Source organism: Leptospira weilii serovar Ranarum str. ICFT, from assembly GCF_000332415.1.
GTDB classification, from domain to species: Bacteria; Spirochaetota; Leptospiria; order Leptospirales; family Leptospiraceae; genus Leptospira; species Leptospira weilii_A.
On the sequence record NZ_AOHC02000037.1, the window covers coordinates 214,756 to 240,008 of the forward strand.

24 protein-coding genes and 1 pseudogene are annotated in these 25,253 nt (G+C 41.2%); 17 read left to right on the plus strand and 8 right to left on the minus strand.

Annotation, left to right across the window (positions count from 1 at the left end; translation table 11 throughout):
- Nucleotides 1–148: 148 nt before the first annotated feature.
- On the minus strand, nt 149–745 hold the full coding sequence (locus LEP1GSC060_RS11985; protein WP_003004084.1) for a hypothetical protein: 597 nt from the start codon (nt 743–745) through the stop codon (nt 149–151).
- Here LEP1GSC060_RS11985 and LEP1GSC060_RS11990 point away from each other — a divergent pair.
- The 3 genes from LEP1GSC060_RS11990 (at nt 744) to LEP1GSC060_RS11995 (ending at nt 2,668) form a co-directional block, all read left to right on the plus strand.
- Complete coding sequence (locus LEP1GSC060_RS11990) at nt 744–1,841, plus strand: hypothetical protein (RefSeq protein ID WP_003004872.1); 1,098 nt, start codon at nt 744–746, stop codon at nt 1,839–1,841. The genes LEP1GSC060_RS11985 and LEP1GSC060_RS11990 overlap by 2 nt on opposite strands.
- Before the next feature lie 139 nt (nt 1,842–1,980).
- Entirely contained in the window at nt 1,981–2,247 is a 267-nt protein-coding gene (locus LEP1GSC060_RS20990; protein WP_080634555.1) for a DUF4087 domain-containing protein, read from the plus strand.
- Between the two features lie 118 nt (nt 2,248–2,365).
- A complete protein-coding gene (locus tag LEP1GSC060_RS11995; RefSeq protein ID WP_036096320.1) occupies nt 2,366–2,668 on the plus strand; it encodes a DUF1905 domain-containing protein in 303 nt (100 codons plus the stop codon).
- Between the two features lie 184 nt (nt 2,669–2,852).
- Here the strand turns inward: LEP1GSC060_RS11995 and LEP1GSC060_RS12000 are convergent, their stop codons facing one another.
- Complete coding sequence (locus tag LEP1GSC060_RS12000; RefSeq protein ID WP_003004921.1) at nt 2,853–3,935, minus strand: M23 family metallopeptidase; 1,083 nt, start codon at nt 3,933–3,935, stop codon at nt 2,853–2,855.
- 414 nt (nt 3,936–4,349) lie between these two features.
- Here LEP1GSC060_RS12000 and LEP1GSC060_RS12005 point away from each other — a divergent pair, with 414 nt between their 5' ends.
- The 6 genes from LEP1GSC060_RS12005 to LEP1GSC060_RS12030 all read left to right on the plus strand — a co-directional run bounded on the left by LEP1GSC060_RS12005 (nt 4,350) and on the right by LEP1GSC060_RS12030 (nt 9,809).
- Nucleotides 4,350–4,877 (plus strand): flagellar protein FlgN, encoded by a 528-nt coding sequence (locus LEP1GSC060_RS12005; RefSeq protein ID WP_036096323.1) that lies wholly within the window; start codon nt 4,350–4,352, stop codon nt 4,875–4,877.
- A 33-nt stretch (nt 4,878–4,910) separates the two neighbouring features.
- Nucleotides 4,911–6,821, plus strand: a complete 1,911-nt coding sequence (flgK, locus tag LEP1GSC060_RS12010) for a flagellar hook-associated protein FlgK (protein WP_003004484.1) — start codon at nt 4,911–4,913, stop codon at nt 6,819–6,821.
- Between the two features lie 39 nt (nt 6,822–6,860).
- On the plus strand, nt 6,861–8,126 hold the full coding sequence (locus LEP1GSC060_RS12015) for a flagellar hook-associated protein 3 (protein ID WP_003004307.1): 1,266 nt from the start codon (nt 6,861–6,863) through the stop codon (nt 8,124–8,126).
- 51 nt (nt 8,127–8,177) lie between these two features.
- Nucleotides 8,178–8,630, plus strand: coding sequence for a flagellar assembly protein FliW (gene fliW / locus LEP1GSC060_RS12020; protein WP_003004919.1), 453 nt, complete (start codon nt 8,178–8,180; stop codon nt 8,628–8,630).
- Nucleotides 8,631–8,888: a carbon storage regulator CsrA gene (csrA, locus tag LEP1GSC060_RS12025; RefSeq protein WP_036096265.1), complete on the plus strand. Its 258-nt coding sequence runs from the start codon at nt 8,631–8,633 to the stop codon at nt 8,886–8,888.
- 126 nt (nt 8,889–9,014) lie between these two features.
- Nucleotides 9,015–9,809, plus strand: a complete 795-nt coding sequence (locus tag LEP1GSC060_RS12030; RefSeq protein WP_003004582.1) for an SHOCT domain-containing protein — start codon at nt 9,015–9,017, stop codon at nt 9,807–9,809.
- A gap of 292 nt (nt 9,810–10,101) precedes the next feature.
- Here LEP1GSC060_RS12030 and LEP1GSC060_RS12035 read toward each other — a convergent pair whose 3' ends face one another.
- On the minus strand, nt 10,102–11,895 hold the full coding sequence (locus LEP1GSC060_RS12035; protein ID WP_003004717.1) for a monovalent cation:proton antiporter-2 (CPA2) family protein: 1,794 nt from the start codon (nt 11,893–11,895) through the stop codon (nt 10,102–10,104).
- A 265-nt stretch (nt 11,896–12,160) separates the two neighbouring features.
- Nucleotides 12,161–12,925: a type 1 glutamine amidotransferase domain-containing protein gene (locus tag LEP1GSC060_RS12040; protein ID WP_003004496.1), complete on the minus strand. Its 765-nt coding sequence runs from the start codon at nt 12,923–12,925 to the stop codon at nt 12,161–12,163.
- A 164-nt stretch (nt 12,926–13,089) separates the two neighbouring features.
- Here LEP1GSC060_RS12040 and LEP1GSC060_RS12045 point away from each other — a divergent pair, with 164 nt between their 5' ends.
- Nucleotides 13,090–13,575, plus strand: a complete 486-nt coding sequence (locus LEP1GSC060_RS12045; protein WP_036096269.1) for a glutathione peroxidase — start codon at nt 13,090–13,092, stop codon at nt 13,573–13,575.
- 38 nt (nt 13,576–13,613) lie between these two features.
- Complete coding sequence (locus LEP1GSC060_RS12050; protein WP_003004788.1) at nt 13,614–14,063, plus strand: MarR family winged helix-turn-helix transcriptional regulator; 450 nt, start codon at nt 13,614–13,616, stop codon at nt 14,061–14,063.
- A 496-nt stretch (nt 14,064–14,559) separates the two neighbouring features.
- Here LEP1GSC060_RS12050 and LEP1GSC060_RS12055 read toward each other — a convergent pair whose 3' ends face one another.
- Nucleotides 14,560–15,513 (minus strand): NAD-dependent epimerase/dehydratase family protein, encoded by a 954-nt coding sequence (locus LEP1GSC060_RS12055; RefSeq protein ID WP_003004896.1) that lies wholly within the window; start codon nt 15,511–15,513, stop codon nt 14,560–14,562.
- Between the two features lie 95 nt (nt 15,514–15,608).
- Here LEP1GSC060_RS12055 and LEP1GSC060_RS12060 point away from each other — a divergent pair, with 95 nt between their 5' ends.
- From LEP1GSC060_RS12060 to LEP1GSC060_RS20835, 3 genes and pseudogenes are all read left to right on the plus strand, one after another.
- The gene (locus LEP1GSC060_RS12060; RefSeq protein ID WP_155119677.1) at nt 15,609–16,013 is read left to right on the plus strand and encodes an LIC13410 family lipoprotein; all 405 of its coding nucleotides are present in this window, start codon (nt 15,609–15,611) and stop codon (nt 16,011–16,013) included.
- 90 nt (nt 16,014–16,103) lie between these two features.
- Nucleotides 16,104–16,319, plus strand: coding sequence for a type II toxin-antitoxin system HicB family antitoxin (locus LEP1GSC060_RS12065; protein WP_036096270.1), 216 nt, complete (start codon nt 16,104–16,106; stop codon nt 16,317–16,319).
- Nucleotides 16,320–16,560, plus strand: a pseudogene (locus LEP1GSC060_RS20835) (type II toxin-antitoxin system HicA family toxin). It begins immediately after the preceding gene.
- A 100-nt stretch (nt 16,561–16,660) separates the two neighbouring features.
- Here LEP1GSC060_RS20835 and LEP1GSC060_RS12075 read toward each other — a convergent pair.
- The gene (locus LEP1GSC060_RS12075) at nt 16,661–17,452 is read right to left on the minus strand and encodes an LIC13411 family adhesin (RefSeq protein WP_003004571.1); all 792 of its coding nucleotides are present in this window, start codon (nt 17,450–17,452) and stop codon (nt 16,661–16,663) included.
- Between the two features lie 105 nt (nt 17,453–17,557).
- On the opposite strand from LEP1GSC060_RS12075, the gene LEP1GSC060_RS12080 reads away from it, so the two are divergent.
- Nucleotides 17,558–19,966 carry a 1-acyl-sn-glycerol-3-phosphate acyltransferase gene (locus LEP1GSC060_RS12080; RefSeq protein WP_003004182.1) on the plus strand — a complete coding sequence of 803 codons (2,409 nt, stop codon included), beginning with the start codon at nt 17,558–17,560 and terminating at the stop codon, nt 19,964–19,966.
- Here LEP1GSC060_RS12080 and purT read toward each other — a convergent pair.
- Together purT and LEP1GSC060_RS12090 are read right to left on the minus strand one after the other, a co-directional pair.
- Nucleotides 19,963–21,126 carry a formate-dependent phosphoribosylglycinamide formyltransferase gene (gene purT / locus LEP1GSC060_RS12085; protein ID WP_003004899.1) on the minus strand — a complete coding sequence of 388 codons (1,164 nt, stop codon included), beginning with the start codon at nt 21,124–21,126 and terminating at the stop codon, nt 19,963–19,965. The genes LEP1GSC060_RS12080 and purT overlap by 4 nt on opposite strands.
- Nucleotides 21,127–21,245: 119 nt before the next feature.
- Nucleotides 21,246–22,406 carry a FecR family protein gene (locus LEP1GSC060_RS12090; protein ID WP_003004446.1) on the minus strand — a complete coding sequence of 387 codons (1,161 nt, stop codon included), beginning with the start codon at nt 22,404–22,406 and terminating at the stop codon, nt 21,246–21,248.
- 666 nt (nt 22,407–23,072) lie between these two features.
- Here LEP1GSC060_RS12090 and LEP1GSC060_RS12095 point away from each other — a divergent pair.
- Together LEP1GSC060_RS12095 and LEP1GSC060_RS12100 are read left to right on the plus strand one after the other, a co-directional pair.
- The gene (locus tag LEP1GSC060_RS12095; RefSeq protein ID WP_230458322.1) at nt 23,073–23,411 is read left to right on the plus strand and encodes a hypothetical protein; all 339 of its coding nucleotides are present in this window, start codon (nt 23,073–23,075) and stop codon (nt 23,409–23,411) included.
- Between the two features lie 61 nt (nt 23,412–23,472).
- Nucleotides 23,473–25,131, plus strand: coding sequence for a SulP family inorganic anion transporter (locus LEP1GSC060_RS12100; protein WP_003004291.1), 1,659 nt, complete (start codon nt 23,473–23,475; stop codon nt 25,129–25,131).
- The last annotated feature ends 122 nt before the right edge of the window (nt 25,132–25,253 follow it).

Sequence of the window (25,253 nt, forward strand, 5' to 3'; positions counted from 1 at the left end):
TTTCCAAAAATTTGAATATTAAAAATTTATGATGTATCAAAGCTGCTTTTTAAACCGAAATGGGAGATTTGCAATTAGGAGTCGACCTCAAGATTTGACGATCGGGATCGAATAAGTAACGGTTAATTATAATAAATTAATATTTTCGTTACCCTTTGTCGGAATTGAGAAGATTTTTCAAACCTTGAATCGTTCTTTCCAAATCTGCGACTTGTTCTTTCAAAAGATCGCGATCCAAAACGGCTTTTTTGTCGGCCGAATGAATTTCCCCATAACCTTTTGCCATCAAACTATGAAACGATTTTTGAATGTTCATCAGGCCGATTTCAAAATCTTTCGGATTGAGTTCGTTTTTTCGTCTACGGATATTTTTCAAAAAAGAAAATCCGAAACGAAACAGAAAAACGGAATAAGCGGGAATTAAAAGATAGATTGCGGTTAAAAGAACCGGTCCGAGATTCCAAGTTTGAGATAAAGTTTTATGAAAGAAAACTCGAAAGGTAGAAACGATTAACACGCCAAAGGTGTAATTGAAACGACTTGTGGTCGGTGAGATCGTATTGAACAGAAAGACCAAAACCAAAGTAAAGATTAAAACTAAAAAAAGATCCAAGGGAACGATGGAAAAAAGAATCTTTAAAAAAGAGGTAATTACTCCGATCGTATCCAGAAATGATTGGATGGACTGAGATAGGTTGTCAAAACTCGTTTTCAGATCTGAAAAGAAATCGGTAATTTGACTCATGAAACGGCTCCCAAAATTTTTCGGCTGGAAGAAACTCCAATTTTTCCTCGTGAAACTGCAAGAACTTTCCTTTTTGCGAAAACTCTATCTGATTTATTCCGTTATCGGAATTTCATTTCTAATTTTGCACGAAAGCCATCTCCCTTTTTTTTTCGTTCTGCTTTTGGTTTCCGGAGCCTTTATCGTTGCGAGCGCCTTTTTCTTTTTAATCTCATTTGCATTTGGAAAACTACTTCAGCAAGAGTCGGTCAGAAAATACAAAATAGGTCCGGACTCTACGACGACTTACGATACGGTTCGAATTTTTTTAAATCCGATCGCGGAAACGATCATGTTCGTTTCTTGTATCTCGCTGCTTTTTTTTACGGATTTCTATTCCAATCGATCCGGTATTATTTTTATCGCGGTTTATTGCGTGGTAGGTTTTATTCTTCGCTTTTTGGAAAGTACGATCTTTTATAGAATTTCTTTGTTCGGTTTAATGGTTTTGACCGCAGGACTTTTGAGTTTTAAATCGCTTCAACAAGCGGAGATATTAACTTCCTATCTGCTTTTTAAACCGACTTGGGAACAAAAAGAACTTACAAATTGGAGTTACGATTCCCAATCTAGGATTCTGAAAAATTCCGATATCCAAGTTCAATTCACTTTGCCGGAAGATTTTTACTTTCACAATCCCAAAAACCTGACTTTGAAAGATCAAACCGGAACGGGGCAGATTGCGGGAATTATTTCTTCAAGCGAGACGGATCCGAATCGTTACCCTTCTCTTCGAATTTTTTATTTTCCGGAACCGTTTTTAGAGATCGATAAGATCAAACCCGAGTTCGGAAAATTTTTGGATCTGGCCGTCAATCAAGGCGAGATGATCGAAGTTCATGAACTCGGCGAGGAAAATTTTGAAAAGAGAATGGATGGAGTTTTTTGGACTTACTATGATAATCTCAGACCGAGATATGCGAAGACCGGATTTTTTATCGCTTCGGGTGACAAACTTCCGGATTCTTTTTTGTTTCATATTTCGGAAAGTTTGATTAAAGGAAAGGGTCACGAAGAGCCGGTGGAAAAAATTCTGCAAAGTTTTAAGAGAGAGTAAGGATGAAAGTTCGACATAAGATTCTTGTTAGCTTATTCTTCGTTATGACGGTTATTGCGTCTAAGAATTCATTCGGAGAAAGTGAGACAACCAATTTCGAAACACGATGTGGATGGCTCAGTAATCCTATCCCGCGAACATTTGGTTATACGACCGAGATGCCGAATGGATAATCGCGGTCCAAGGCGGTTATCGAGTGTCTAAAGATTGGCAATGGCCCGTCTTTAGATCAGGCCAATGGATAAAAACGAACACAGGCGACTATGGTTATGGGTGTTCATGTTTACGACTTCGTGTCAACAAACAAACTCATGAAATATTGGAAATCAAAACTACTCAAGCGCTTCCGTTGGCGCGGTGCCGACAAGATCGCGCTTTAAAAAGATGGAATCAAATGTTCAAGTAATCGATGTCATAGGAATCACGATCATTGATTTTTTTATAGAAATAAAAAAATGTACGGACTTTGCGGGACAAAGGCGGTTTTCCCTAGTCCTAATCGGCTCCGGGGTATATCAATAAATTTGAATTCAGTTACGATTAAATTTCAAGGGACTGTTTGGATTTATCCCGGTAAAGGAGGGTGGCATTTTTTAACTTTAACATCCACTGCTTCTAAAGAGGCGAAATCTATATTGAATAAAACGTCGCGTTCTTGGGGTATGATTCCGGTTACGGCGAAAATAGGCGTTACAAGTTGGAATACGTCAATTTTTCCCGAAAAAAACTCTACGAAGTACGTTCTACCTTTAAAGGCGGATGTGCGTAAGAAAGAAAAAATCACAGTCAACCAGAAGGTTCATGCTTCGATTACGATTCAATTTTAATTCGATCTAAAATGTCTTTTAAAGAACTTTATAAAATTCAAATATAACAATCCCAAAAACTTAAAATTCTTACGGAAATTTTGTAGAGCAAGATTTTGAATGTTTCCTAAAATAATTTACTTATTCGCCAAATTTGTTATACCGAACTCACATTAAATAATAGAAATAGAATATTCAAAAAACTTTACCTAAAAAATTTCTGGCCGATTGCCGAAAGCGGATCGACCATCGTTCCTTGGACGCGCAGACCTAAATGAAGATGCGGGCCCGTGGACATTCCTGTTGAGCCCACTTTACCGATCGGGTCCCCTTTTTTTACTTTGTCGCCCGCCTTTACGCTCAATTCGGATTGATGCATATATAAAGAATAAACTTCCAAACCGTGATCAATTATCGTGAAGTTTCCTTCGTAGTACATCGGTCTGGATAAGATTACGGTTCCGTCGTTGATCGCATAAATCGGCGTTCCGACTCCTCCTTTAAAATCGACTCCTCCGTGTGCTTTTCCTTTGGTTTTGTTATAGATACGTCTTTTATAAAACGGACTTGTGAAGTGGACTTCCTGAACGGGATAAATAAAATCGGATACGATCTGCATATCGGTCCTTGATTGGAATGCTTCGGCCTTTGCTTTGGAACATTCAGCAATGAAGTCTAACGTTTCCTGAGGAAGTTCCTGCGATGTGTATTTTTTATCCATAGTCAGAGAAGAAACTTTTGTTTCCGAAAAGCTCGTTTTGTGAATCGGAATTTCGTATTCTTTATAATCGTTTTTTCTAAAAAGATTTTTATCTTGAATTTCTAATATACCGTTTTTTTTGGAAAACTCGGGAGAGATTGGAATCCACGCGTATAAGACGGAATCGATCGTCGTGTGAGGAATTTCTTTTTTTTCCCAGAGAATTTTGATTCTATCCAATTTGGAAAGAGTCGTTTTTTCCGGGGTTAGTTTGAGAAACAACAACTCGCCTTGCGCGAACTTTCTGGTCTGAATGGAAAAGAAAAAAAGGGCTTCTTTCTTTTTGATGATCTCGAATTCCGAATTTCCTTTTTCTATGCGTTTATTATTTTTTTCTTTTACTTCTTTTTTTAAATTTTTCTTAGGTTTTTCTTTTGTTTCCTTTTTGGAATCGAAATGAGCCGTATTTGCAAGTTTTATTTCTTTGGTTTTAGTCTCCGTCCCCGGTTTGTCTTTGGGAAATATCGTCTCGGCATTTAAAAACTGAATTAGAAAAATTACGTAAAAAATTCTAAGATATCTTTGCATCGTATCCTACTATGATTTTATAAATGCTGTGGAAGTACAATTTAAAAACGATTTGGAAATAAATTGTAAACTTACTTTTTTAATCGGATATGCGGTAGTTCCCACATTTTACGGATGAATTCGAATTATCTACGAATCCCCGTGGTAATTCAGCTACGACTTTTTATGGATCGCCGCATAAGAAATTCACCGGCGCTCGCATCAGATTCTTATGTCTTATCAGTCTTTTCTTTTGAATTCACTGAAATCCGGATTTTACTTCTGAAAAATAAAACCGAACTTTTTTCCCAAGTTGTGTTCTCCAAAACTTTAAATCAATCTTACGTCTTAAATTCATTTCTCATTTTCTTTGAAAATTACCTAAGCAAATTTCCGATTTTACCGATCCTTGATAGCAGGGATCGGATAAAACAAATGAAACAAGAGGAATGGTTGGAGCAACTTACAAAACTTTTCCAGGACGAGATTGATCTTTATTCAAACGTTTTGGAATTAGAAACGCAGAAGTCAACCGCAGTCGTTCAAGCCGACGGTAAATCTCTCGAAGCGATTACTAAAAGAACATACGAGTTACTCGTGATGGCCGCCGAGATCGAAAGAGTTCGTATGAAGTCGATCGAAGAAGTTTATCGCTCTAAAAATTTCGCTCTCCCCGAAACCGGTGCGCCGACCTTATCCGATTTTTTAAACCGACTGGATCGGGATTCCAATTTTCGACTAAAAGAATACGGGTCTTCGTTAAAATCCGTTCTACATCGTTTAAAAGAAAAAATTAAATCCAATGAAAAACTGATCCTGACTCGTCAGGAAATTCTTTCCCGAACAATCGACGCAATGAAAGAAAAAGCTATGGAATCCGGCGTAAGCACGTACGGCTCCGGAAAAGAGCCGGAACGCAAACAAGCTAAGAGACAATCCCTTATGCTCAATGCTTCGGCGTAAATTGATCGTTTATTTTTGTAACAGGAGGAAGCCATGGGATCTACATTTTCAGGTCTTGAGATCGGAAAGCGGGGTTTAACCGCACACCAACAAGCGCTTCAGACCACGGGTCATAATATTTCCAACGCGGATAACAAACATTATGCGAGACAAAGGGTTACGATGACCGCAATGGATCCTTTATATGATCCTTCTTTAAATCGTTCTAATCTTCCGGGACAAATCGGACAAGGAGTGGAACTCGCTTCGATCGAAAGAATCCGGGATAATTTTATCGACGATAGAATCGTCGAAACCTCCGGTAACAAGGATTACTGGGCGGCTCGTAACGAATATCTTTATCAACTCGAAACGGTTTTTAACGAACCTAACGGAACCACACTCAGAACTTTGATGGATAAGTTTTGGTCTTCTTGGGAAGACTTAGCGAATTATCCGGAAGACAACGCGCATCGTTCCGTCGTTCTTGAAAAAGCAAACGGTCTTGGAAGTAGAACCGAAGACGTGTATCGTAAACTCGCACAATTGCGAGATCAGGCAAATCGCGAAATCGAAACCAAATCGTATCACATGAATACGATCGCCGAAAACATCCGCACTTTAAACGAAAGAATCGGAAAGTCGGAAGCGCTCGGCGATAGACCGAACGACCTCTATGATAAACGAGACGCACTTTTACAGGAACTTTCTTCTTTAGTCGACGTTACGATCGGCCGTTCCGACGAGGACGAGTTGATGGTTTTTATCGGTCAGCAAATTCTCGTTCAGGGAAACAAAGCCAACAAGATCGATATACTCGGCAATCCTTCCAAAGACGGGCTTTTGGATTTGTATTGGTCCGCGACCGGTGATCCGGTTCTTTTGAGAAAAGGAAGATTGCAGGGTCTGATCGAAGTTCGAGATAAGATCATCCGCGAGAAGATCGATCAAGTGGATTCACTTTCCATTAACGTAATGGATGCTGTGAACGAAATCCACAAAGACGGATTCGGGATCAACGGAAATACAAATCAAGCTTTCTTTAATATTCGTTCTTTATCCATCAACACCTTCGGGGAATACGATTCCAACGGAGACGGGCAGAACGACGTGACGGCGATTTTTAGAGTCACCGGTAGAAATACGATCGATCCCGACAGACCGATCGGAATCAACGGAACGATCAGTTTCAATCAATCGGATGTTAAAGAATCTCCCGTGTTGATTCCTTATACTACCAATGATACGTTAAGCGGAATCATTAAGAAAATCAACGCGTCCCGTTCCGGCGTTGTAGCTTATATGAACCACGACAACCAGTTGGCTTTGAAAGCGACGGTTGCAGACGATCATCCCAATAAGAATTTTATACTCAGACATATCGAGGATTCGGGAGATCTTCTTGTGGGAATGACCGGGATCTTAATGGCGTCCGGTCCTTCGGGCGCTTACGATTATAAACGTCTCGGCGAAATCAACAAGCTGCAATCGCGTTCCGAAGATATCACCCTAACCCCTCACTTCCATCCGTCTTCTCATTTTAGGGTGGCGGAATCAATCGCGAATAACGTTGCAAACATCGCGGCGGCTCGGGGTAAGGACGTGGGCGGAACCGGGGATTATAATTCGCCCGGCGGTCATAAGGACGGAAGAAACGCTTTGATGGTCGCGTCCGCTTTGAGGAATAGTCCGGTTATGGTCGATTATTCTAAAACGACCGATGATTTCTACAATACTCTCATTTCAAAATTGGGAACGGAAGCGAGAGAAGCAAAACAAGAATTCGGAATTCAAAACGATCTCATGACCGAACTTGAAAACATGAGACAGTCGGTTATGGGCGTCAACCTGGACGAAGAAATGGCCAACATGGTTCAGTTCCAACATTCTTACAACGCGTCCGCGAAGATGATCAACACGATGAATGAAATCTTAGATACGATCATCAATCGATTGGGCGTTTAATCTCCCGTTAATACCGGCGAGTAAGGAGAGAATTATATGATGCGCATTACGAACATGATGCAGAACAACAGTCTGGTCCATAATTTAAACAGACATCAGCTCAACATGGACGAGACTCAGAACCAACTTTCCACGGGACAGAGAATTCGTCTTCCTTCCGACGAGCCCGGCCGTGCAACCAATCAGATGTTTTTTCGTTCTAGACTCAACGAACTGGATACGTTTCAGAGAAACATAGACGACGGAAACTCGCGTCTTCAACAAATCGACGGAGAACTGGATCGTATCGGTTCTTTGTTTCAAAGAGCAAGAGTTCTCGCCGTTCAAGCTTCCAACGGTATCTATCAAGGTGATAAAGGGTTTGAACTCGAGGTTGCGATCGGAAAAGAGATCGATGAAATCCTAAGAGCGTTAGTCGACATCGCTAACACGAGAGACGCAACGGGTCGTCCGCTATTCGGAGGATACGTGATCGAAAGACCTCCTTTCGAACCGATCGAATCCAAGATCAAAGGTCTTCAAGGAATCGAATTAAAAAATCAATATATAGGCGTCGAATATCGAGGTGATATCGGAGAACAACTCAGAGAAATCGAAAAGGGAGAATACATCCCTGTAACGATTCCGGGAAACAAAGTTTTCTGGGGAACCAACATGAGCATCACGAGTAAGGTGGATAACTCCGGATACGTAACTTCTTCGGATCAGAAGTTTAAAATCGACGGAGTGGAAATTCACGTTTCGGCCGGAGATACGATCGACGATATCATCGATAAGATCAACAACTCGCCTCTGGAAGTGAAGGCCAATAAACTCGCTCAAGACAACATCAGTTTGAGTTCCACGGCTCCGCATCAAATCTGGATGGAGGACACGGAAGGAGGAACGATCTTAAAAGACATCGGCCTTGTGGATTCCGCGACTTCCGAACCCCCCAATAATTATTCCAAGTCGGCAACCGTAACCGGTCTTTCGGTTTTCGACGTGATGATCCAATTTAGAAACGATCTCATCCAAAAAGATCAGGAAAGAATTTCAGGACGCGATCTTCAGGATTTGGATCTTGCGATGGAAAATATTTTGCGTCATCGTGCTATCGTAGGTGCGAGAATGAATCGGATGGATGAACACGCTCAAAGAGTGGATTTTGATAAATCTTACATGACCGAACTCCTTTCCAAAAACGAAGGAGTCGATTTTCCCGAAACCATTATGAATATGAAGTGGTTGGAAACCGTTCATCAGTACGCTCTCAACGTCGGATCGAAAATTATTAAACAGACATTGATGGATTTTCTGAGATAAACCATAAAAATAGAATATTCAGAAATGAAATTTCGAAGGTAAAAATTTAGAATGGGAATCGAGATTCAAACAAAGCCGTTTGGGAAAATACAAATATCGGAAAAACAAATCTTATCCTTTCCGGAAGGATTGTTAGGATTTGAAGACTATAAAAAATTTGCGTTGATCGAGGAAGAAGAGGAATCCGTTTTTAAATGGCTTCAATCGATCGAAGAAGTGGATCTTGCCTTTGTGGTAATCCCGCCTTCCCTTTTTAAAAAAGAATATAAACCTCTGATTCCCGAACAGGAACTACAGGGAATCGGAATCGTCGAGATGAAAGAGAGTCTAACGTTGGTGATCGTAACGATTCCGGGCGACGATCCTTCCCTCATGACCGCGAATATGCAGGGTCCGATTCTGATTAATAAGGAAACACTTTTCGGGAAACAATTTATTTCAAGGAACGAATCTCATTCGATTCGGGAAAAAATTCTCGAATCGGCCGCCGTGGAGATGGGTTAAGTGCTGGTCTTAGCAAGGAGAACGAACGAGTCGATCATGATCGGCGACGACATAGAAATCGTCATCGTGGATATAAAAGGCGATCAGGTAAAAATCGGCGTTAAGGCTCCGAGAAACGTTTCCGTTCACAGAGCGGAAGTTTATAAAGACATTCAGGAAGAAAATAAAAAAGCCGCAGGAACGAAAATTAAACCGGAAGATCTCGGTAAGATCGGAGATATTCTCAAAAGGAAGGATTCCGAAAAAAAAGATCGATAATACTTTAAGAATTTATAATTTATGAAAATTTAATGATTACCTCGTAAATTGCGGTAGTTCCCGCAGATTAAGTCTCATCTTGGGGGAATGATTGTAGTTGAAAATGGAGCGTACGTCGAATTTGTCATGAATCGGGTCATAGTTTTATTTTTTATTATTTTTTCGTCTTCCTGCTTTGCGGGAATTCGAAAGGAGCTCAATTATTCCTCCGATTCGATCGCATTTTATTCATTTGAAAGCGGCCCCGATCTTCCTTCTTGGTTGGATCAAAACGCATCCTATCTAAAAAACCGAGAAAAAAATAATTTTAAAAATTTAATCGCGGACGTTTTGTTTCAAATGGGAAACAAAAACGATTCCTTGGTCAATGATTCCGCTCTGAGAATTTTTCCAAAAGAATTGAGCCAAGAGATCGCGCAGCGTGCTTCTGAAAAATTTCAAAATTCTCCTTCCCAACCCTATCAACTTTGGATATTAAAAAAAGAAGATATGATCAATCCGGGAAGAAGAATTCGAAGGACCGTATTCTTAATCTACCCGACGGCCGATTCCATTCACTTTATATTTTTGGAATTGAATCAATTCATAGATTTTCAAACGCCTTATACGTTTCAGGACTGGTCGAACTATTCTCTTTCAGAATCAAAACAAAAACAACCCTTGGAAGTTTTCATTCCCGATTCCGCAATGGGAATATTGTCCTATTTTAAAGACGAGAAAGGAGAATCCAAGAAATTTCACATCGTTTATAAAACCGATCTTTCCGATTCCGGAAATATCAAAATAAAGAATCAGCCGAAAGAAACGAATTCAAAAGATGCGGAAAAGAGATTGATGGAACTGAAAAGTCTGCTCGATAAAAAATTAATTTCCGAAGAGGAATATAAAAAGAAACGGGCAGAAATCCTGAAATCACTTTAGAGTTTTTGAATTTACAATCGTTTCAAAAAATCGGAGCGGCCCTGTTAAGAGCCGCTCCGGAGAGAATAGTGAAGAGAATTGGATTTTTCCATCTTGAACTTTTGTGAAGTTTAAGATGGAAAAGCTTCCTATAATGAACATATCCGTTGAACCGGATCTAAAAGACAGAGAAAAATCGATTATGCCGATATATTTTTTGTAAAATCGTATCGTTTAGATTCGATTTAAAAATAATTTATTGAGTAATTCTTATACGATCGGATGTTCTTCCATCGCGTTAGTGAAACGGCTTTTAACCGGCTGCTTTTCCTTCTTTCTCTAACCGATCGGCTTCGAAAGCCAATTCCAATTGACGCATCGAGTTTTTTGAGAATTGGATAAATTCTTTTTCGTCGTCTCGAATTTGAAACTGTCCTTTCAAAGTCAATTCGTCGTGGGCTCTGAATTTTTTGACTTTTTTTTCCACTTCGGAATCCATAAAACCCAATTTGCTCAGGGTTTCCCCCGCCAATTCGAGCGCGGATGCGAAAGTGTCCCTGCGAATGATTTGAATCCCGAGTTCCATAAGTTTAAAAACGTGCTCTCGATTTCGCGCTCTTGCAATGATCGTCAAATTCGGAAAATGTTTTTTAACCAGTTCCGCGACTTTTACGGAAACATCTATATCCTGAATTGATAATATAAATAAATCCGCATGTTCTGCTCCCGCGGAACGTAAAAGACTCAGTTTACTCGCGTCTCCGTAATAGATTTTGTACCCGAATTTTCTTGCCAGGTTCACTTGATCCGGATTGTGTTCCAACGCGGTAAAACCGATCCTATGAACGAAAAGCATCCTCGCGATGATTTGCCCGAATCTTCCGAAACCCGCCACGATAATTCGATTTTGTTCTTCGATCGTATCTTCCTCCGAACTTTGATTTTTTTTGAAAATCAATTCGGACGTTTTATCTTTAAGGATTCCGAAGATCGGTGTTAGGCCCATCGAAAGAGTGACGACTGCGATGACTAAATCCGCTTTTTCTTTCGGAAGAATGGATAGGGATACGCTCACTCCTAATATTACGAACGCAAATTCTCCGCCTTGGGAAATTGTAGCGGAGAGATTTAAGGAAACTTCGCCGGAATGTTTGGAAATTCTTCCTAAAAAATAAAGGATTGTCGCTTTAACGAACATTAAGAGGAATGCGAATAAAATAACAAGAATCGGATCTTTTAATACTTCTCCGAGATTGATCGACATACCCACCGCTAGAAAAAATAATCCGAGTAAAAGACCTTTGAACGGTTCTAGATTCGATTCCAACTCGTGTCTGTATTCCGAGTCGGCAAGAATCACTCCGCCTAAAAAAGATCCCAGCGCCATCGATAGTCCTACTTGATCCATAAGTAAGGAAAGTCCGATCACGATCAGTAGCGATAAGGCCGTGAAAATTTCGTGATTTCCACTGGACGCGACGAGTTTGAACAAAGGTCTCGCCAGAAATCTTCCCGCTAAAATGACAGCAAAAATCGTTCCGATAGCGGTTAAGATTTGTTTAATACTTCCTTGCGACTCGGGATTGACCGATTCCGCTAAAAACGGAAGTATCGCCATGATCGGAATTACGGCTAAGTCTTGAAACAAAAGGATCGCAAAAGCGCTTCTTCCGTGTGCGGTATTGAGTTCGTTTTTTTCTCCCAACGTTTGAAGTGCAAAGGCGGTAGAAGATAATGAAATGCTAATACTGATTACGATCGCTTGGGACTTTTCCAAACCTAAAAAGGAAAGGATCGTAAAAAAAACGAGCGAGGTAAAGGTAACTTGAAGTCCGCCTAAACCGAAAACGGGTCTTCTTAAAACCCAAAGTCTTTGAGGTTTTAATTCGAGTCCGATCAAAAATAAAAGTAAAACAACTCCGAACTCGGAAAGATGAAGGATGCTGTCCACGTCGGCGATCAATCCGATTCCCCAAGGACCGATGATCGTTCCGCCGATGAGATAACCAACGACGGAACCCAATCCGATTTTTTTAAAAAGCGGCACCGAAATTACCGCAGCGGTAAGAAATACAATGAGAGTGATGAGTAAACTATGATCTTGCATTTTTTATCCTAATATAACGTAAGTTGAATGTAGCCGATGCGAAAGCGATTGAAGCGGAATCGACAAATTGGAATCACGAAAAAATTTCGCTTTTAGGTGATCTATCAATTTGTTGATTGGAGCATTATGTTGCGCCCGCAGGCAGCAACATTGAGTTCAAGCGCGGTCCCGCGCCGGTTTTTTCCGTAAGAAAAAACAGGCGAGGGATTCGCCCAAACGTTCTTAGGCCGAGCTCACGTTAAACACTTAGACTCAAGCCTTCTCTTTAACGATTCGAAAACAATTTCATAAAAGAAATCGTGAAAGAATGTGCGTCTCCCGGCCATCGCGAAGAAACGTAATTTCCGTCCGTAATCGCATGACCTCTTTTCAATCTCTTATGATTGTCTCTGAAGATCGGTTTCGGGCCGAAGTGAAAATCATTCGGATCCTTTAAAGCCGACTTCACTTCCTCTTCCACGGATTGGGGATAAGTTCGATAATAATTTCCCAACCATAATTTCGTAAGATTCCAAGCCGCCATCTCCTGCGATTTTAAAAGCGCCGTCGTTTTTTTTCCGTAAAGAACGGATCGATCCGAGCCGGGAAGTTTACTTCGAGCCGCTAAAACGACTCCGTGACAAATCGCTCCCAAAGGTTTACCGGTTGCAAAGAACGAACCTACGAATTCTTGCAGTTCCTTCGATTCCAAGTATTCTTTCATTCCGGGAGCGTGTCCGCCGGGAAGAATCACACCTTCAAAGTTTTCGGATTTTAAATCCTTATAAGACAAAGGATTTTGATAGTGAGGATCGGAAATCATTTCATCATAAGCGGCTCTCGCTTTTTTATGAGCGATCAAAATCGGTTTCCAAATCCCAAGGCCTTTGCCGGTGAGCATTCTAAAATCGGCCGATCCGGGTTTACCGTTCGGAGTCGCAAAGAAAACTTCATAGCCGTTTTCCTTTAAAATTTTCCAAGGAATCGAACTTTCCGATGGATCAAAATCGACGGAAGGTAACGGGATAAGAATCTTATACTTAGGGATCATGGGATCGATTCTAACCTTTCTTTTAAAAAATCAACTCCTTAAAAGGCGGATAAGTGAGTCCGCTAAACTTGAGTTTTGGGACAAATTATAAATATTCTCTTGACTAAAAATAGGAAATTATATTTTATAAAATTAAATTGTGCACAATCTAAATGGAGATTGAAATGGACCGGACATTCTATGATTTAACGGCTACTCTGAATAACGGCAAGGAACAAAAGTTGGGGGATTATAGGGGAAAAGTTTTATTAATCGTAAATACCGCCAGCGAATGTTCTTTTACTCCTCAATATGCGGGTTTACAAAACTTGTATAGTAAGTACAAAGCGGAAGGGTTGGAGGTGCTCGGCTTTCCTTGCGATCAATTCAAACATCAGGAACCCGGCTCGGACGAGGCGATCAAAAATTTCTGCCAAAAAAATTACGGAGTTGAATTTCCGATTTTCAAAAAGATCGAAGTGAACGGCGATAATGCTCATCCCGTATTTCGGTTTTTGACAAAGAAGGCTTCCGGGTTTTTCGGAAATTCGATCAAGTGGAATTTTACGAAGTTCATAGTGGACAAAGAGGGAAACGTAATCAAACGTTATTCTCCCATTACGACTCCGGAAAAAATCGAAAAAGAAATCCAAGAACTTTTAAAAAAATAAAAATGGAATCCGTCTCGCGTGGATGAGCCGAACCTTTTATGCCCGCCAAAAATCTTTTTTTAGAAAATCAAATTTGTTTTCCTCTTTATGCTTGTTCGAGAGCGGTGACGGCGCTTTATCGTCCGATTCTCGACGAACTGGGTTTAACGTATCCTCAATATCTCGTTCTTCTTGTGTTATGGAAAGAAGACGGATGTAACGTGAAAGAGATCGGAAAAAAATTATATTTGGATTCCGGAACTTTGACTCCTTTGCTGAAACGTTTGGAAGATTCGGAGCTTGTTGTACGAAAACGTTCCGAAGAAGACGAACGTTCGGTGCGGATCTTTCTTTCCGGAAAAGGAAAAAAACTGAAAGAAAAAGCGACCCGCGTGCCGACTAAACTTCTGGAAAACTTAGAAGTCGATAAAAAAAGTCTCACCGATCTGAAAAATGATTTGGATCGATTGTTGATGATTCTGTCCGAAAACCGAACCCCTAACCCCTAGCCACTCGACCGCGTGCATAACGTTACTCACGAGTTACTTGGATCTCAAGATAAATTTGTCGGAATTACGACAATCTTTCGTGAAACAAGCAAGCCCCACAACGCGCCCTATCGAACGACCCGTAGGGAGTGAGATTGAGTTACGAACGACCCGTAGGGAGTGAGATTGAGTTACGAACGACCCTTAGGGAGTGAGATTGAGTTTAGGAAGCGTTGTGTTGAGTTTCCCCCGCGTTTTGGGTGGAGGGGAAGAAACTCAATTTCGCTCCCTATGAGTCGCGAAATAGGCGGTGGGAAGATTCGGGAGGCTTTTCTCTATCAGAAAATCATACTTTTTGCAAGTAAAAAACTCCCTTCTTGTCGGAACACTTGCATTTTATTGTATGTAAAATCCTAACTACTCACCACTTGAAACGTGCGTTTTTGATCCTTCTGATTCCAAAAACCTGCTTAACTTGTGGGTAACATTATGGACCGTGTGCGGTCGCACCCTAGAACTACTCGAAACGAATCCCTTCTTCGAAATCGGTTTTAAACCGAAAACCCAATTCTTTTTGAATTCGATCCGAGAGAACGATCGAAGATTCTTGGATATATTCCAAATTGATTTTCTTCTTCGTAAATTTTGTTAAAATTTTGTTAAAGAGGTTGAACAAAAAAAGAACCCAACCTTTGAGTTTCAATCGTAGAAAAAACTTTCCGGGTTTCAGATTCGAAAAGAGAATTTCGAGATCTTGAGAGGACAAGGCTCTCGGATGCGCGAGATTGAATATTTTTCCGGATGCTTTATTCCATTTTTGTAATACGATTAAAATGGCGGCGACAACATCGGAGGAATGAACCATGGATTTTTTAAAGTTCGGATTTCCGGAATAAAGGAGAATTCCGTATCGAAATAATTTCAGAAGTTTATTCAGAAAACTTTTATTTGTGGGCCCGTAAACCGAGGCGATTCTGAGAATTACAAAAGGGTTTTTGGATTTTCGCACCAGAGATTCGCATTCAATTTTTGAAATCGCGTAAAACGTATTTCCGTTTAACGCGGAAGTTTCGGTCACCGGTCGATCCGAAAATCCGTAAACGGAAGAGGAACTTGAAAATAAAATTCTCGTCGTCCGATTTTTGGAAGCGAATTGAAGAATCTTTCGGGTCGAAAGTTCGTTTCCTTTTCTATACTCTTCCAAAGTGCTCGCTTCACCGCTTACTTTTCCCGCAAGATGAATGATGAATTCCGGTTTTTCATTGAGGGAAATATCCGAATCGTTTTCAAAATCGATTTGGTAAAAAACGAAATTGGAATGAAATCGAATCGTGTCCGGAAAGGAGGAAAGATTTCTTCCGATACAAACCACTCTGTAAGTTTTGAGTAATTCCGGAACGAGTATTAAGCCCAAGGAACCGCTACCGCCGGTCACTAAGACCGTTTTTATGGAAACCTCGTTCTCGTTCATGCGGCCACGATGATTCTTTGATAAGGATAAAGAAGAATTTTTTAAACTTTATTTCGATTTTTACTCTCGACAGATCGAAAATAAAAATCATAGTCGTGGATCAAAATCCAAACTTAGAGAAGATTACGATGAAAAATATTTTTTCGGCCCTTTTGATCTTAACTTGTGTCTCGGCGCTTTCTTTTTGCAGTTCCGAAGATAAAAAACAACCTCCGAGACAGGAGTTTCAACCTAACTCCGATATCAGAACGTTCGAAGTCGGAATGATAAAAGAAGGAGACAAACGAATCAAAGCGGAAGCCGTTTTGGGAACTCCGTCCGTGGAACTGAACACGCAAGACGGCGCGGTCTTGGAATGGTACTTGGTTTCCACCGATTATCAAAAGAATTCTTATAAAACTCTGACGGAAAGACCTGCGACGATCGCGGAAGATACGAAGTTCATCAAACTTACGATCGATAAGAAAGGTGTGATTAAAAAAATGGAATATAAACTTTAAACATTACTGAACCGTATTTTTGAGAAAGTCGGCAAGTGAAAAGGGTCGGACAAAGAGAAAAGCGAGGGTTCCAATATTTAAGATGAAACAATTAAAGTAATCATTGAGAAACATCCGGACGGATATGTATCGTATCCGCTCGGACTCAAAGGTGTGGTAGTCAGACAGGGAGACGGTTATGAGGAAGCTCTAAACGATGTAAGGTCAGCGATTCGATTTCACATTGAAACGTTTGGAGAAGACGTGTTCGAAGAGGAATCCCAGGTAATGGAAGCCTTTATTGCCGAAGCGGTTGCAGTGGACTGATTGCCTCAAAAATTTCCGGTAGATGTCCAAAAGCACAAGTTATCAAAACCCTGAAATTACCGGGTTTTGAAATTATTAGGGAAAGAGAACACATATCGATGAGTCGTGAAAATTCGGACGGAAGTAAAACTCCTCTAACGATTCCGAATCATTCCAAGATTAAAGGATCTACGTTACGTACTATTGTTCTCAATCCGGGATTACTAGAGACGATTTTTTAGACGCATATCAAAAGGTTTAAAACGGCCAAAGTTGATTTTTCAAAGTACGCAGTCGTTTTTCTTCGTCGCGGTGCCGCTTAACGTGCATTTACTGAATTCAAGTAAACTTTAAACAAAGGTTTAATCCGCAGTATCGTCTTCCAATAGATCCAATCCCGCGAGTCCGACTAAAAAGTCGAGAAGCTCCACGGGGTTGAATCCGATTCTAAGTCCGACATAAACACCCAAATAAATTTCTATCTGATAAAGAAAACTTTTCGGATAACCGTCTTTCTTTTTGTTAAGCGCTTGTAACGCGTTTTGAATCGCCGGGTCGTTTCGATCGAAATTTTGCCCTTCGATAAACCTTCTGTAAAACTCTTCCTTCTTTTTTTTTCTTCTTTCCGCAACGGGAATATTGTAAAAGGAAAGATAACGTAGTTTTTGGCTTTTGATATTGTATCTTTCGTTTAAGAACTCCGGAACCTGATCCCCGGGTGTTTTTGAGTTTTCCAAGTTTTTCAATTCTTCGGCGGCTTCCGGAGAAATTTCTTCGGACGACTCTTCCGTTTCTGACGTTTGTGTTTCCACTCCCAAAGGAAAAAAAGTATCACTTCCTAAAATTCCAAAGATGAGTTGTTGCGATCGATACGAACCGAAGTGACCTCCTCTAAGTCCGTAACCTTTTCCTAAATCCCTTTTACCCGGAGAAGATTCTCCGCCTTGAAAGACGAAACCTGCCGCTAAAGGACCGATTCGGAGTCCCGCGCCGTAACCCGGAGCTTCCACTCCCGCGGTGAAGATGTCTTTAAGATCGTTTTTTCTGTTTTGAAAATACGTGGCACAATTGGTTGAACTGATAAAAAAATAACTTAAGAGTAATGGAAAAAGAAAAAATCCGTTGTCCTTCTTTTTGAAATTCGATAAAGTCACAAACCCACTCTCTTGCGATTTGTCGGTTAGGCAACCCGGAAAAGAAAACGAAAGATCCGTTTTCCGATTGTTTCCGAAATTCTTAGAGTCTCAATAGAAAACAAAATGGAAGAAATAAAACCATCCGAATTCGTTTCTGCAAATATCGCGGTTTTAGGAGGCGGGCCGATGGGGATTTATCTTTCCACGTATCTTGCCCCCAAGGCAAAAGAAATTTTTCTTTGGTACGATGATCGGAAAAGAGCCGCAAAAATCGAAAAGGAAAGGATCGCCTCGATTCTCGAAGACTCGATCACTCTACCCGAAAACATTCATATAAAAAGCGAGTTCGATTTTTTAAGAACCGGCTCTTGGATTCTCGTAATCGCTGTTCCGTCGAGATTGATGGAAGGGATTTTGGACGAATTGATCAAGATCCTGGATAAGAATTCCTCCCATTTCATCTTTACGTTTACGAAAGGGCTTTTATCCGCTTCCACAAGGAAAAAAACAAACTGCATTACATATTCTGAATATTTACGAAAACTTTCCGTTACGGGAGAATTCAAAGACATCGAATATACCGCGGTCAACGGTCCTAACATATTGGGAGAATTGAAACGGGGACATCATAGTTTTTATTGTTTGTCTTCTTTCGGATCCAAATCGGTGGAAATTTTTGAAACGTTATTCGACGGTTCCCGCAACCATACAAAAACATACGAGGATCTCGTCGGTCTGGAAGTGTTCGGAGTTATGAAAAATCCGATCGCGATCGCTTGCGGAATCGCTTCCGGAATTCCCGAATGCGGAAGCAACTTCGAAGGAGAATTGATCAGTCTCGGATATTCCGAAATCATTTCCCTTTTGGAAACATTGGGAATTCCGACCCGACCCGTCAGCGAATACGGACTTGCGGATCTGATCGTATCCTGCACTTCCCGTTATAGTCGGAACAAAGCCTACGGTCATCGGTTCGTGCATAAATTGATTTCGGGAGAGGACCGGCCCAATCTGATCGAAAGGATCGAATTGTTTTTCAATCCCGCGGAGTTCATTCAAAAGGAAGTCAGTCAAAGTGAAAGTCACGTTGAGGGCGCCTTCTCGCTTGCTTCGATCATCGCATTGGCCGAAGAAAAAAAAGTGGAGATTCCGCTTTACAATACGCTGTTTCAAATTCTTAGGAGGAGGGTTTCTCCGACTGAGTTGATTCGTTTCGTTTCAAAATCTACTTCCGACGAGGTTCGTCATATTTCCAAAACAGCGACAAAACGTTCCGGTTTGGGAACGGCTTCCGGTAAAAAGTTTCAAGAGGCTTTGAGTAAAAACGTACTTCGCCATATCAACGGACAACCGGGAATGACGGATCGTATCGTTAAACAATCCCCGCTTCTCGTAAAGTCCTTGGAAAAACGTTATAAAGAGGCCGACGATATCACGGATCTTTTGCAAATTCCCAAAGAGATACAACTTTGGGACGAAGTTGAAAAAAAGTTTCGGGAAAAAGGGAACAAGGATCTTACAAGAATATTAGATTTTTATGTTTCTGAAATCGCGGACGACTACAAACCGTTTTTACGGGACACGCTCATTCATCTGATCGCTCCGACTCGTTATATTTTAAGCGGTTTTAAACCGGGCGCCGGATTGCCCAAAATCGGAGGTTGTGTAAAAGAAGTAAAGGCGCTTGCCTCGAGGTACGATATTCTTTATACGCCGACTCACAGGTCTCATTTGGATTCCGTCGAAGTCGCTTTCGGTTTAAAATGGCTCGGACTTCCGGTGCCGAGATACGCCGCGGATAAAAAAGTGATGGCGACTCCGGGACTTGCAAGCGTGTTGAAATCTCTCGGCGCCTACATGGTGGATAGAAAAAGAAATCGGAATATTCTATATTTGGAATGTTTAACACAGTATTCAACTATGATGTTGGAGGCAGGGATTCCGACCTTGGTGTATCCGGAAGGAACCCGTTCTCGGACCGGAGGAATCATTCCTATCAAAACGGGGATTTTGTCCACATCCGTAGAAGCGTACAAACATACCGGTTCCGAAGTTATCGTAGTTCCGATCGCGTTATCGTATGAAAACGTTCCCGAGGACGAAGAGTTTTGCGGAGCGGATCATAAAACCGGCTTTAAGGATTTTTTCTACAAAAGAACCGAAGTGTATATGGATCTTTGCGAACCGATTCCGGTTTCAAGATATATCCACGAAGAAGATCCGACCGGGTTGATCGGCTTTGAAATCATACAAGGTTGGAAAAAGTACAGGAGAATTTTACCGAATCAACTCGTCGCGCGTCTGCTTACGGAAGCGGAGGTAGCGGTCAATGAGTTGAGGAACTTAATCAAAGAAACGATCCTGACTAAAAAAGGAAATTATCTCACTCGGGATTCGGACGAGATTTTAAACCGAGGACTTAAGATTTTAAAACAGAGAAAGATTATTTCTTTGGAAAACGAAAACGTAAAAGTATTGGATCGAAACCTGATCCAATACTATGCGAATATGTGTATCGACGAATCTTTTTAATCGACTTTGATTTTAGAGGCTAAAAGAGTCGCACGTTTACGAAGTGAGGAAATTTCCTCGCTTTTTGTCGAATAAGCAAGGGCAACTCCCATTCTACGATAGGGCCTTGTAACAGGTTTTCCGAATATTCTAAAATCCGATTCGGACATTCCCGATGCGATATCCAACCCTTTGATTTCCGGGGTTTTCCCGTCCGTGCTTGCGAGAATCACGGCGCTCGCTCCTTTTCTCTCCTGAGTGATTTCCGGAATCGGAATCCCTAAAATCGCCCGAAGATGAAGTTCGAACTCGTTGAAGTTTTGTGTTCCGGCTAACGTGACCATTCCAGTGTCGTGCGGTCTGGGAGAAAGTTCCGAAAAATAAACCCGATCCTCGGTTAAAAAAAATTCCACGCCCCAAAGACCGAAACCGGTCAGTTCTTTTGTCACAAGGTCCGCCATTCTCCGAGCTTCCTTCAGATGAACTTCGGAGATCGCAGCCGGTTGCCAGCTTTCTTGGTAATCTCCCCTTTCTTGTCTGTGACCGATGGGCGGACAAAAAAGTGTTTTGCCGTTTTTCTGAGTTACCGTTAAAAGTGTGATCTCGGATTCAAAAGGAATAAATTCTTCCACGATGATTTCAGCGGCTCCGGCGCGACCCTTCGTTTGCGAAGCATCCCAAGCTTTGGAAATATCTTTCGGAGATTGAACGACAGACTGTCCTTTGCCCGACGAAGACATGAGAGGTTTGACTACACAAGGAAAACCTAATGTTTCGGTCGCTTTTATCAGTTCTTCTTCGGAAGAGGCGTATGAATATTTTGCCGTGAGAAGTTGTAAGTCTTTCGCGGCCAGATCTCGAATCGCTTTCCGATTCATCGTAAAGTTGGCGGCCTTTGCCGAAGGAACGACCTGATATCCTTGTTTTTCGTATTCGTAAAAACGTTCGGTTCTAATCGCCTCGATTTCGGGAACGATCAGATCCGGTTTATGTTTTGCTACGACTTGATCCAAAAGATTTCCGTCGAGCATGTTGATGGTCTCTCTTTCGTGCGCCACTTGCATAGCGGGAGCGTTATCGTACGAATCGACCGCAATGACGTATTGTCCCAATCTTTGAGCCGCGATTACGAATTCTTTGCCGAGTTCCCCGGATCCTAAGAGAAGAATTTTCTTTTTCATCTTACCGGCAGATTGAAAGAATCGTTGGTAAAGATCAAAAAGAAAATATGAATCTATCTCAAAATAGTTGTCCTGTCCCCGCTCGGAATTTCGAAAGGGAAGTAAAAGGTTTTTAGATCTTACTTCGTTTTAGTTCTGATCTGAAAAGATTGATAATCGACGTAATCGATATCGTTTTTGTTAAGACGAATCACTCCGCTTGGAGTATGAAGAATCAACTTGTCTCCGATTTGAGTAATGATCGCTCCTGAAAGTTTCGTGCCGTCGGATTTCACAACGATTTCAAGAATATTATAATATTCTCGAATTTTAGCCTCGTCTTTAAAACCGTTCGCTTCCGCCTTGGTTTGGATATCGTGTAACGCCTGGTCCAGTTTGGAATTTTGATCTTGTTGAATTTCGGAAGCAATGGAAGAAATCATCGGTTGAGTCGAATCCGGATTTTGTTCGGTTAAAGCCTTATCGATCAGGTTCGGATCCGCTTGGACTAACGTTTCTATCTCCGCGATTTCCTGAGGAGTTTCGACAAAAGCGGTTTTTTGAAGGTCTTGATTTCCGATTTTACGAATCGTATCGAATTCTTTGGAAATATCTTCGTCGTTTTCGATTCTTGTCAAAACGAGTTGGATCATTTGATCGAGATTCGGTTTTACATACGAAGCCTCTCCGTTTTCCAAAACGACCTCGTTCTTCTCCAGGAATGTTATGAATTCCTTATAGTGTTCCTTATCCTGCGTTTTGTCGTTTTCAAGGATTTCTTGCGGAATTTTGAAAGCGAGCGCGACCGCACCTTCGTAAACTTTTATTTTCGGAGATTTCCCTTTCGTAAGTTCGAATGAGAACGTCGTTCCTCGAACGCCCGCAACCGTGGTTGGAGTGGAAATGAAAAAGGATCGGTTCGTTTTAAATTTGTCGGTTTTAATCAGCAATTCGCCGGCTTGTACATAAAGATCCGTTTTTTCGCGTTTGCTGTCGGAAATATTTTTTAACGTGAGTTTGGTGTAGGGTCTTATTCGAATCAACTCTCCGTTTGCGCTTTGAATATCGATCGATCCGGAAGACGTTTGGATGAGATCATTCTCTTGCAGAATTAAACCGGGAGCCGATCGTAATTTTTTTTCGTGCCTCGCGATTTCAACATTACCGCTTTGAAAGACTACGATCATACCCGAAGGAATCCGTTCGTTTTTGGTGAAGAGGGACGCAATCAAACGACAGGAAAAACTCGAATTCGATACGAGAAAGAGAATAAGAAGGGTTGAAAAAACTCTTGGATACATTAAAGTTTCCTAAATTATATTTTTTAATCGGTTATCCTAACTTTCCGATTTCGAAGATTTATCGAAATAAAAATCGGCGAACGTTTCGAGAACACGGGTTCTCGTCGGCTCGCGGACATACGAAAAATTCTTAAATAGGATCCGTTACGGTTTAACCGTACAAAAGAACGGATTTTCCGAAATTGAAAAATATTATATTATAAATTTGAATTATATCAAATCGCTTAAGTAATAAATTCATTCCGATTCGGGTTATTTTTTAAAAAAAGAGCGTTAGACAGGATACTGAAACTTTATTCGATCGTAATCTCGGGATAAAACAAGTGATTGTCGATATAAAAGATCGTTTTACGGCGAGCTTCGAAATTCGCTTCGCGCGTATTGGTTTTCTGTGTGCCGTCATTGGAGACAGGAGAGTTTCTTTCGGAACAGGTTTTGATAAGTATCTAAAATGAAAAATCGTCAGGACTCAGCGTCAAACGATTGGATCGTTGAGTCCGGCGCATTCAATGGATCTTGCTTTGAAAATATCGAGATCGGAAGTTTTCGTACGGGCAGGAAAATTTGTCGAAAACGTAAGTTTTGAGAATCTATCGATTTCAGTTGACATCAAATTGGATTCGCCTAATGGTTGGCTTAAAGATGAACGATCGGTTTAGTCATTTTATGTTTTTATCAAAAAAAATAGCGGTATCGATCGTTTTCACCATTACCTTTTTTTCTCTGATCATCTTTTCCGTCAGCATTGTCCAGAATCCGAACTATCTGGATAAAAATCCGGGTATGGAATTTTCGGAGTCCATTTCCGAATCCGAGATTCAATCCTTGGAATTTGTTTTTGTTCTCTTTCTCGTTTTTTCGGCGTTTACCCTTTCGAATTCTATCAATCTATTGATCGTTAAAACCAGAGAATTGTTTCTTTGCGATTGTGGTGCGTTTTCGGTATCGAATATTCTTAGAATTGAAAGACTGAATATTCCGCCTCCATACTTTCCGTTTACCTGAAAATCTTAGCCTAAGTTTTCAGGTAATAATTTTCGATTATTCTGAAATTTAGGATAAGTTAATGGAATCATTAAAAAAATCAACTCATGCCGGAGAAACAAAACTTGTAACTCCAAAGGATTTTCTTCCGGGTCTTCTGGAAAATTGGAAGTCGGATATCCTTTCCGGTTTTATCATCTTTCTGATCGCACTTCCACTTTGTATCGGTATCGCAATCGCATCGGGAGCTCCTCCGATGGCTGGAATTTTATCGGGTATTGTCGGTGGACTTTTAGTTTCGATCTTAGGCGGTTCTTATATAACGATCAACGGTCCCGCTGCGGGTTTGATCGTTATCGTTCTTGGATCCATTGAAACGCTCGGTCACGGAGATCTGGCTGCGGGGTTCAAATACACGTTAGCCGCCACCGTGATTGCCGGGGCCTTGCAGATATTCTTCAGTTTTATGAGAGCGGGGGTATTGGCTACGATCTTTCCTTCCGCAGTGATCCATGGGATGTTAGCCGCAATCGGGGTTATCATTTTTCTCAAGCAGTTTTTTACGGCGTTGGGTTATGCTCCGGCCACAAAATCGATTATCGGATTGATAAAAGAACTTCCGATCGGTTTAGTCCATCTCAATCCGGAGATTGCGATCGTCGGTTTTATCAGTATCATCGTCTTGGTGGGTATTCCTTTTCTTCCGAATCCTAAGCTGAAAAAAATACCGGGACCCTTGGTTGTCGCTAGCCTCGGGATTGCTATGGGAGTTGCACTTCAGTTTAACGTCGAACACACTTACTCGCTTTTTGGTAATGAATTTATGGTCGGACCGAAAAGTTTGGTTTCCATTCCCGCAAACTTTCTGGATGGATTTACGTTTCCGGATTTTAGTCGGGTCAACACGGTGGAATTCTTTTCTCAGGTAATGGCCATCTTTCTCGTCGCGAGTTTGGAATCTCAACTTACTGTGGCCGCCGTCGATAAGTTGGATCCTTATAGAAGGAACTCCGATCTCAACAGGGATCTTTTTTCAAAAGGTGTGGGGAACTTTGTCCTGGGTTTGATCGGAGGATTGCCGATTATCGCGGAAGTTGTGAGAAGTTCCGCCAACATCCATAACGGGGCTAAAACCCGATGGTCCAACTTTTTTCACGGAGCCTTTCTCCTCATTTTCATTTTGGTTCTGCCCGGTATCGCGAGGATGATTCCGCTTGCTTCGCTCGCAGCGATTCTTATGGTTACGGGTTACCGACTTGCGATTCCCGAGCTTAAGAAAACTTGGAAAGTGGGGATGGACCAAGTATTTCTCTTTTTTATTACGATCTATTTCACAATTGCGGACGATCTCTTAGTGGGTATATTCGCCGGTGTTGTCGCAAAGTTCGCGATACATATCTTGAATATCATTCTACCTAAGGGAATTACTCTGAATGATTTTTTCAGAATTAGATCCGAATCTCACGAAACCAATCAAAAAATTAGAATCGAATTCTACGGCTTGGCGATATTTCTGAATTTTATATCCATTAGAAAAGTATTATATAATATTCCGAAAAGTAAAAACGTACAAATTGATTTGTCGGGGATTCTGTTGGTCGATCATTCAGTAATGGAAAATTTACTGACGTTCTCCGAAAAGTACGAAGAGGAAGGCGGCAAGTTTGAACTCGTCGGTTTGGAAAAATTAAAACCGCTTTCCAATCACCCTTCTTCCGGAAGAAAAAACGTGGCCTGGTAAAAGTTTAGCGTTCGTTTACGGGCGTTAAGGAAAGAAACATACGAAACTCTTTCGGAAGACATTCAACACATTCTTCCGTCGTGGGTTGTTCGACCGATTCAAAATATTTCGGCGAATCCGAA

Bases quoted from the DNA above. Each gene is read 5' to 3' on its own strand.
- LEP1GSC060_RS11990 (WP_003004872.1), top strand. From the start codon at position 744: ATGAAACGGCTCCCAAAATTTTTCGGCTGGAAGAAACTCCAATTTTTC.
- LEP1GSC060_RS11985 (WP_003004084.1), bottom strand. From the start codon at position 745: ATGAGTCAAATTACCGATTTCTTTTCAGATCTGAAAACGAGTTTTGAC.
- LEP1GSC060_RS12000 (WP_003004921.1), bottom strand. From the start codon at position 3,935: ATGCAAAGATATCTTAGAATTTTTTACGTAATTTTTCTAATTCAGTTT.
- LEP1GSC060_RS12005 (WP_036096323.1), top strand. From the start codon at position 4,350: ATGAAACAAGAGGAATGGTTGGAGCAACTTACAAAACTTTTCCAGGAC.
- flgK (WP_003004484.1), top strand. From the start codon at position 4,911: ATGGGATCTACATTTTCAGGTCTTGAGATCGGAAAGCGGGGTTTAACC.
- LEP1GSC060_RS12015 (WP_003004307.1), top strand. From the start codon at position 6,861: ATGCGCATTACGAACATGATGCAGAACAACAGTCTGGTCCATAATTTA.
- fliW (WP_003004919.1), top strand. From the start codon at position 8,178: ATGGGAATCGAGATTCAAACAAAGCCGTTTGGGAAAATACAAATATCG.
- LEP1GSC060_RS12030 (WP_003004582.1), top strand. From the start codon at position 9,015: ATGAATCGGGTCATAGTTTTATTTTTTATTATTTTTTCGTCTTCCTGC.
- LEP1GSC060_RS12035 (WP_003004717.1), bottom strand. From the start codon at position 11,895: ATGCAAGATCATAGTTTACTCATCACTCTCATTGTATTTCTTACCGCT.
- LEP1GSC060_RS12040 (WP_003004496.1), bottom strand. From the start codon at position 12,925: ATGATCCCTAAGTATAAGATTCTTATCCCGTTACCTTCCGTCGATTTT.
- LEP1GSC060_RS12045 (WP_036096269.1), top strand. From the start codon at position 13,090: ATGGACCGGACATTCTATGATTTAACGGCTACTCTGAATAACGGCAAG.
- LEP1GSC060_RS12050 (WP_003004788.1), top strand. From the start codon at position 13,614: ATGCCCGCCAAAAATCTTTTTTTAGAAAATCAAATTTGTTTTCCTCTT.
- LEP1GSC060_RS12055 (WP_003004896.1), bottom strand. From the start codon at position 15,513: ATGAACGAGAACGAGGTTTCCATAAAAACGGTCTTAGTGACCGGCGGT.
- LEP1GSC060_RS12080 (WP_003004182.1), top strand. From the start codon at position 17,558: ATGGAAGAAATAAAACCATCCGAATTCGTTTCTGCAAATATCGCGGTT.
- purT (WP_003004899.1), bottom strand. From the start codon at position 21,126: ATGAAAAAGAAAATTCTTCTCTTAGGATCCGGGGAACTCGGCAAAGAA.
- LEP1GSC060_RS12090 (WP_003004446.1), bottom strand. From the start codon at position 22,406: ATGTATCCAAGAGTTTTTTCAACCCTTCTTATTCTCTTTCTCGTATCG.
- LEP1GSC060_RS12095 (WP_230458322.1), top strand. From the start codon at position 23,073: ATGTTTTTATCAAAAAAAATAGCGGTATCGATCGTTTTCACCATTACC.
- LEP1GSC060_RS12100 (WP_003004291.1), top strand. From the start codon at position 23,473: ATGGAATCATTAAAAAAATCAACTCATGCCGGAGAAACAAAACTTGTA.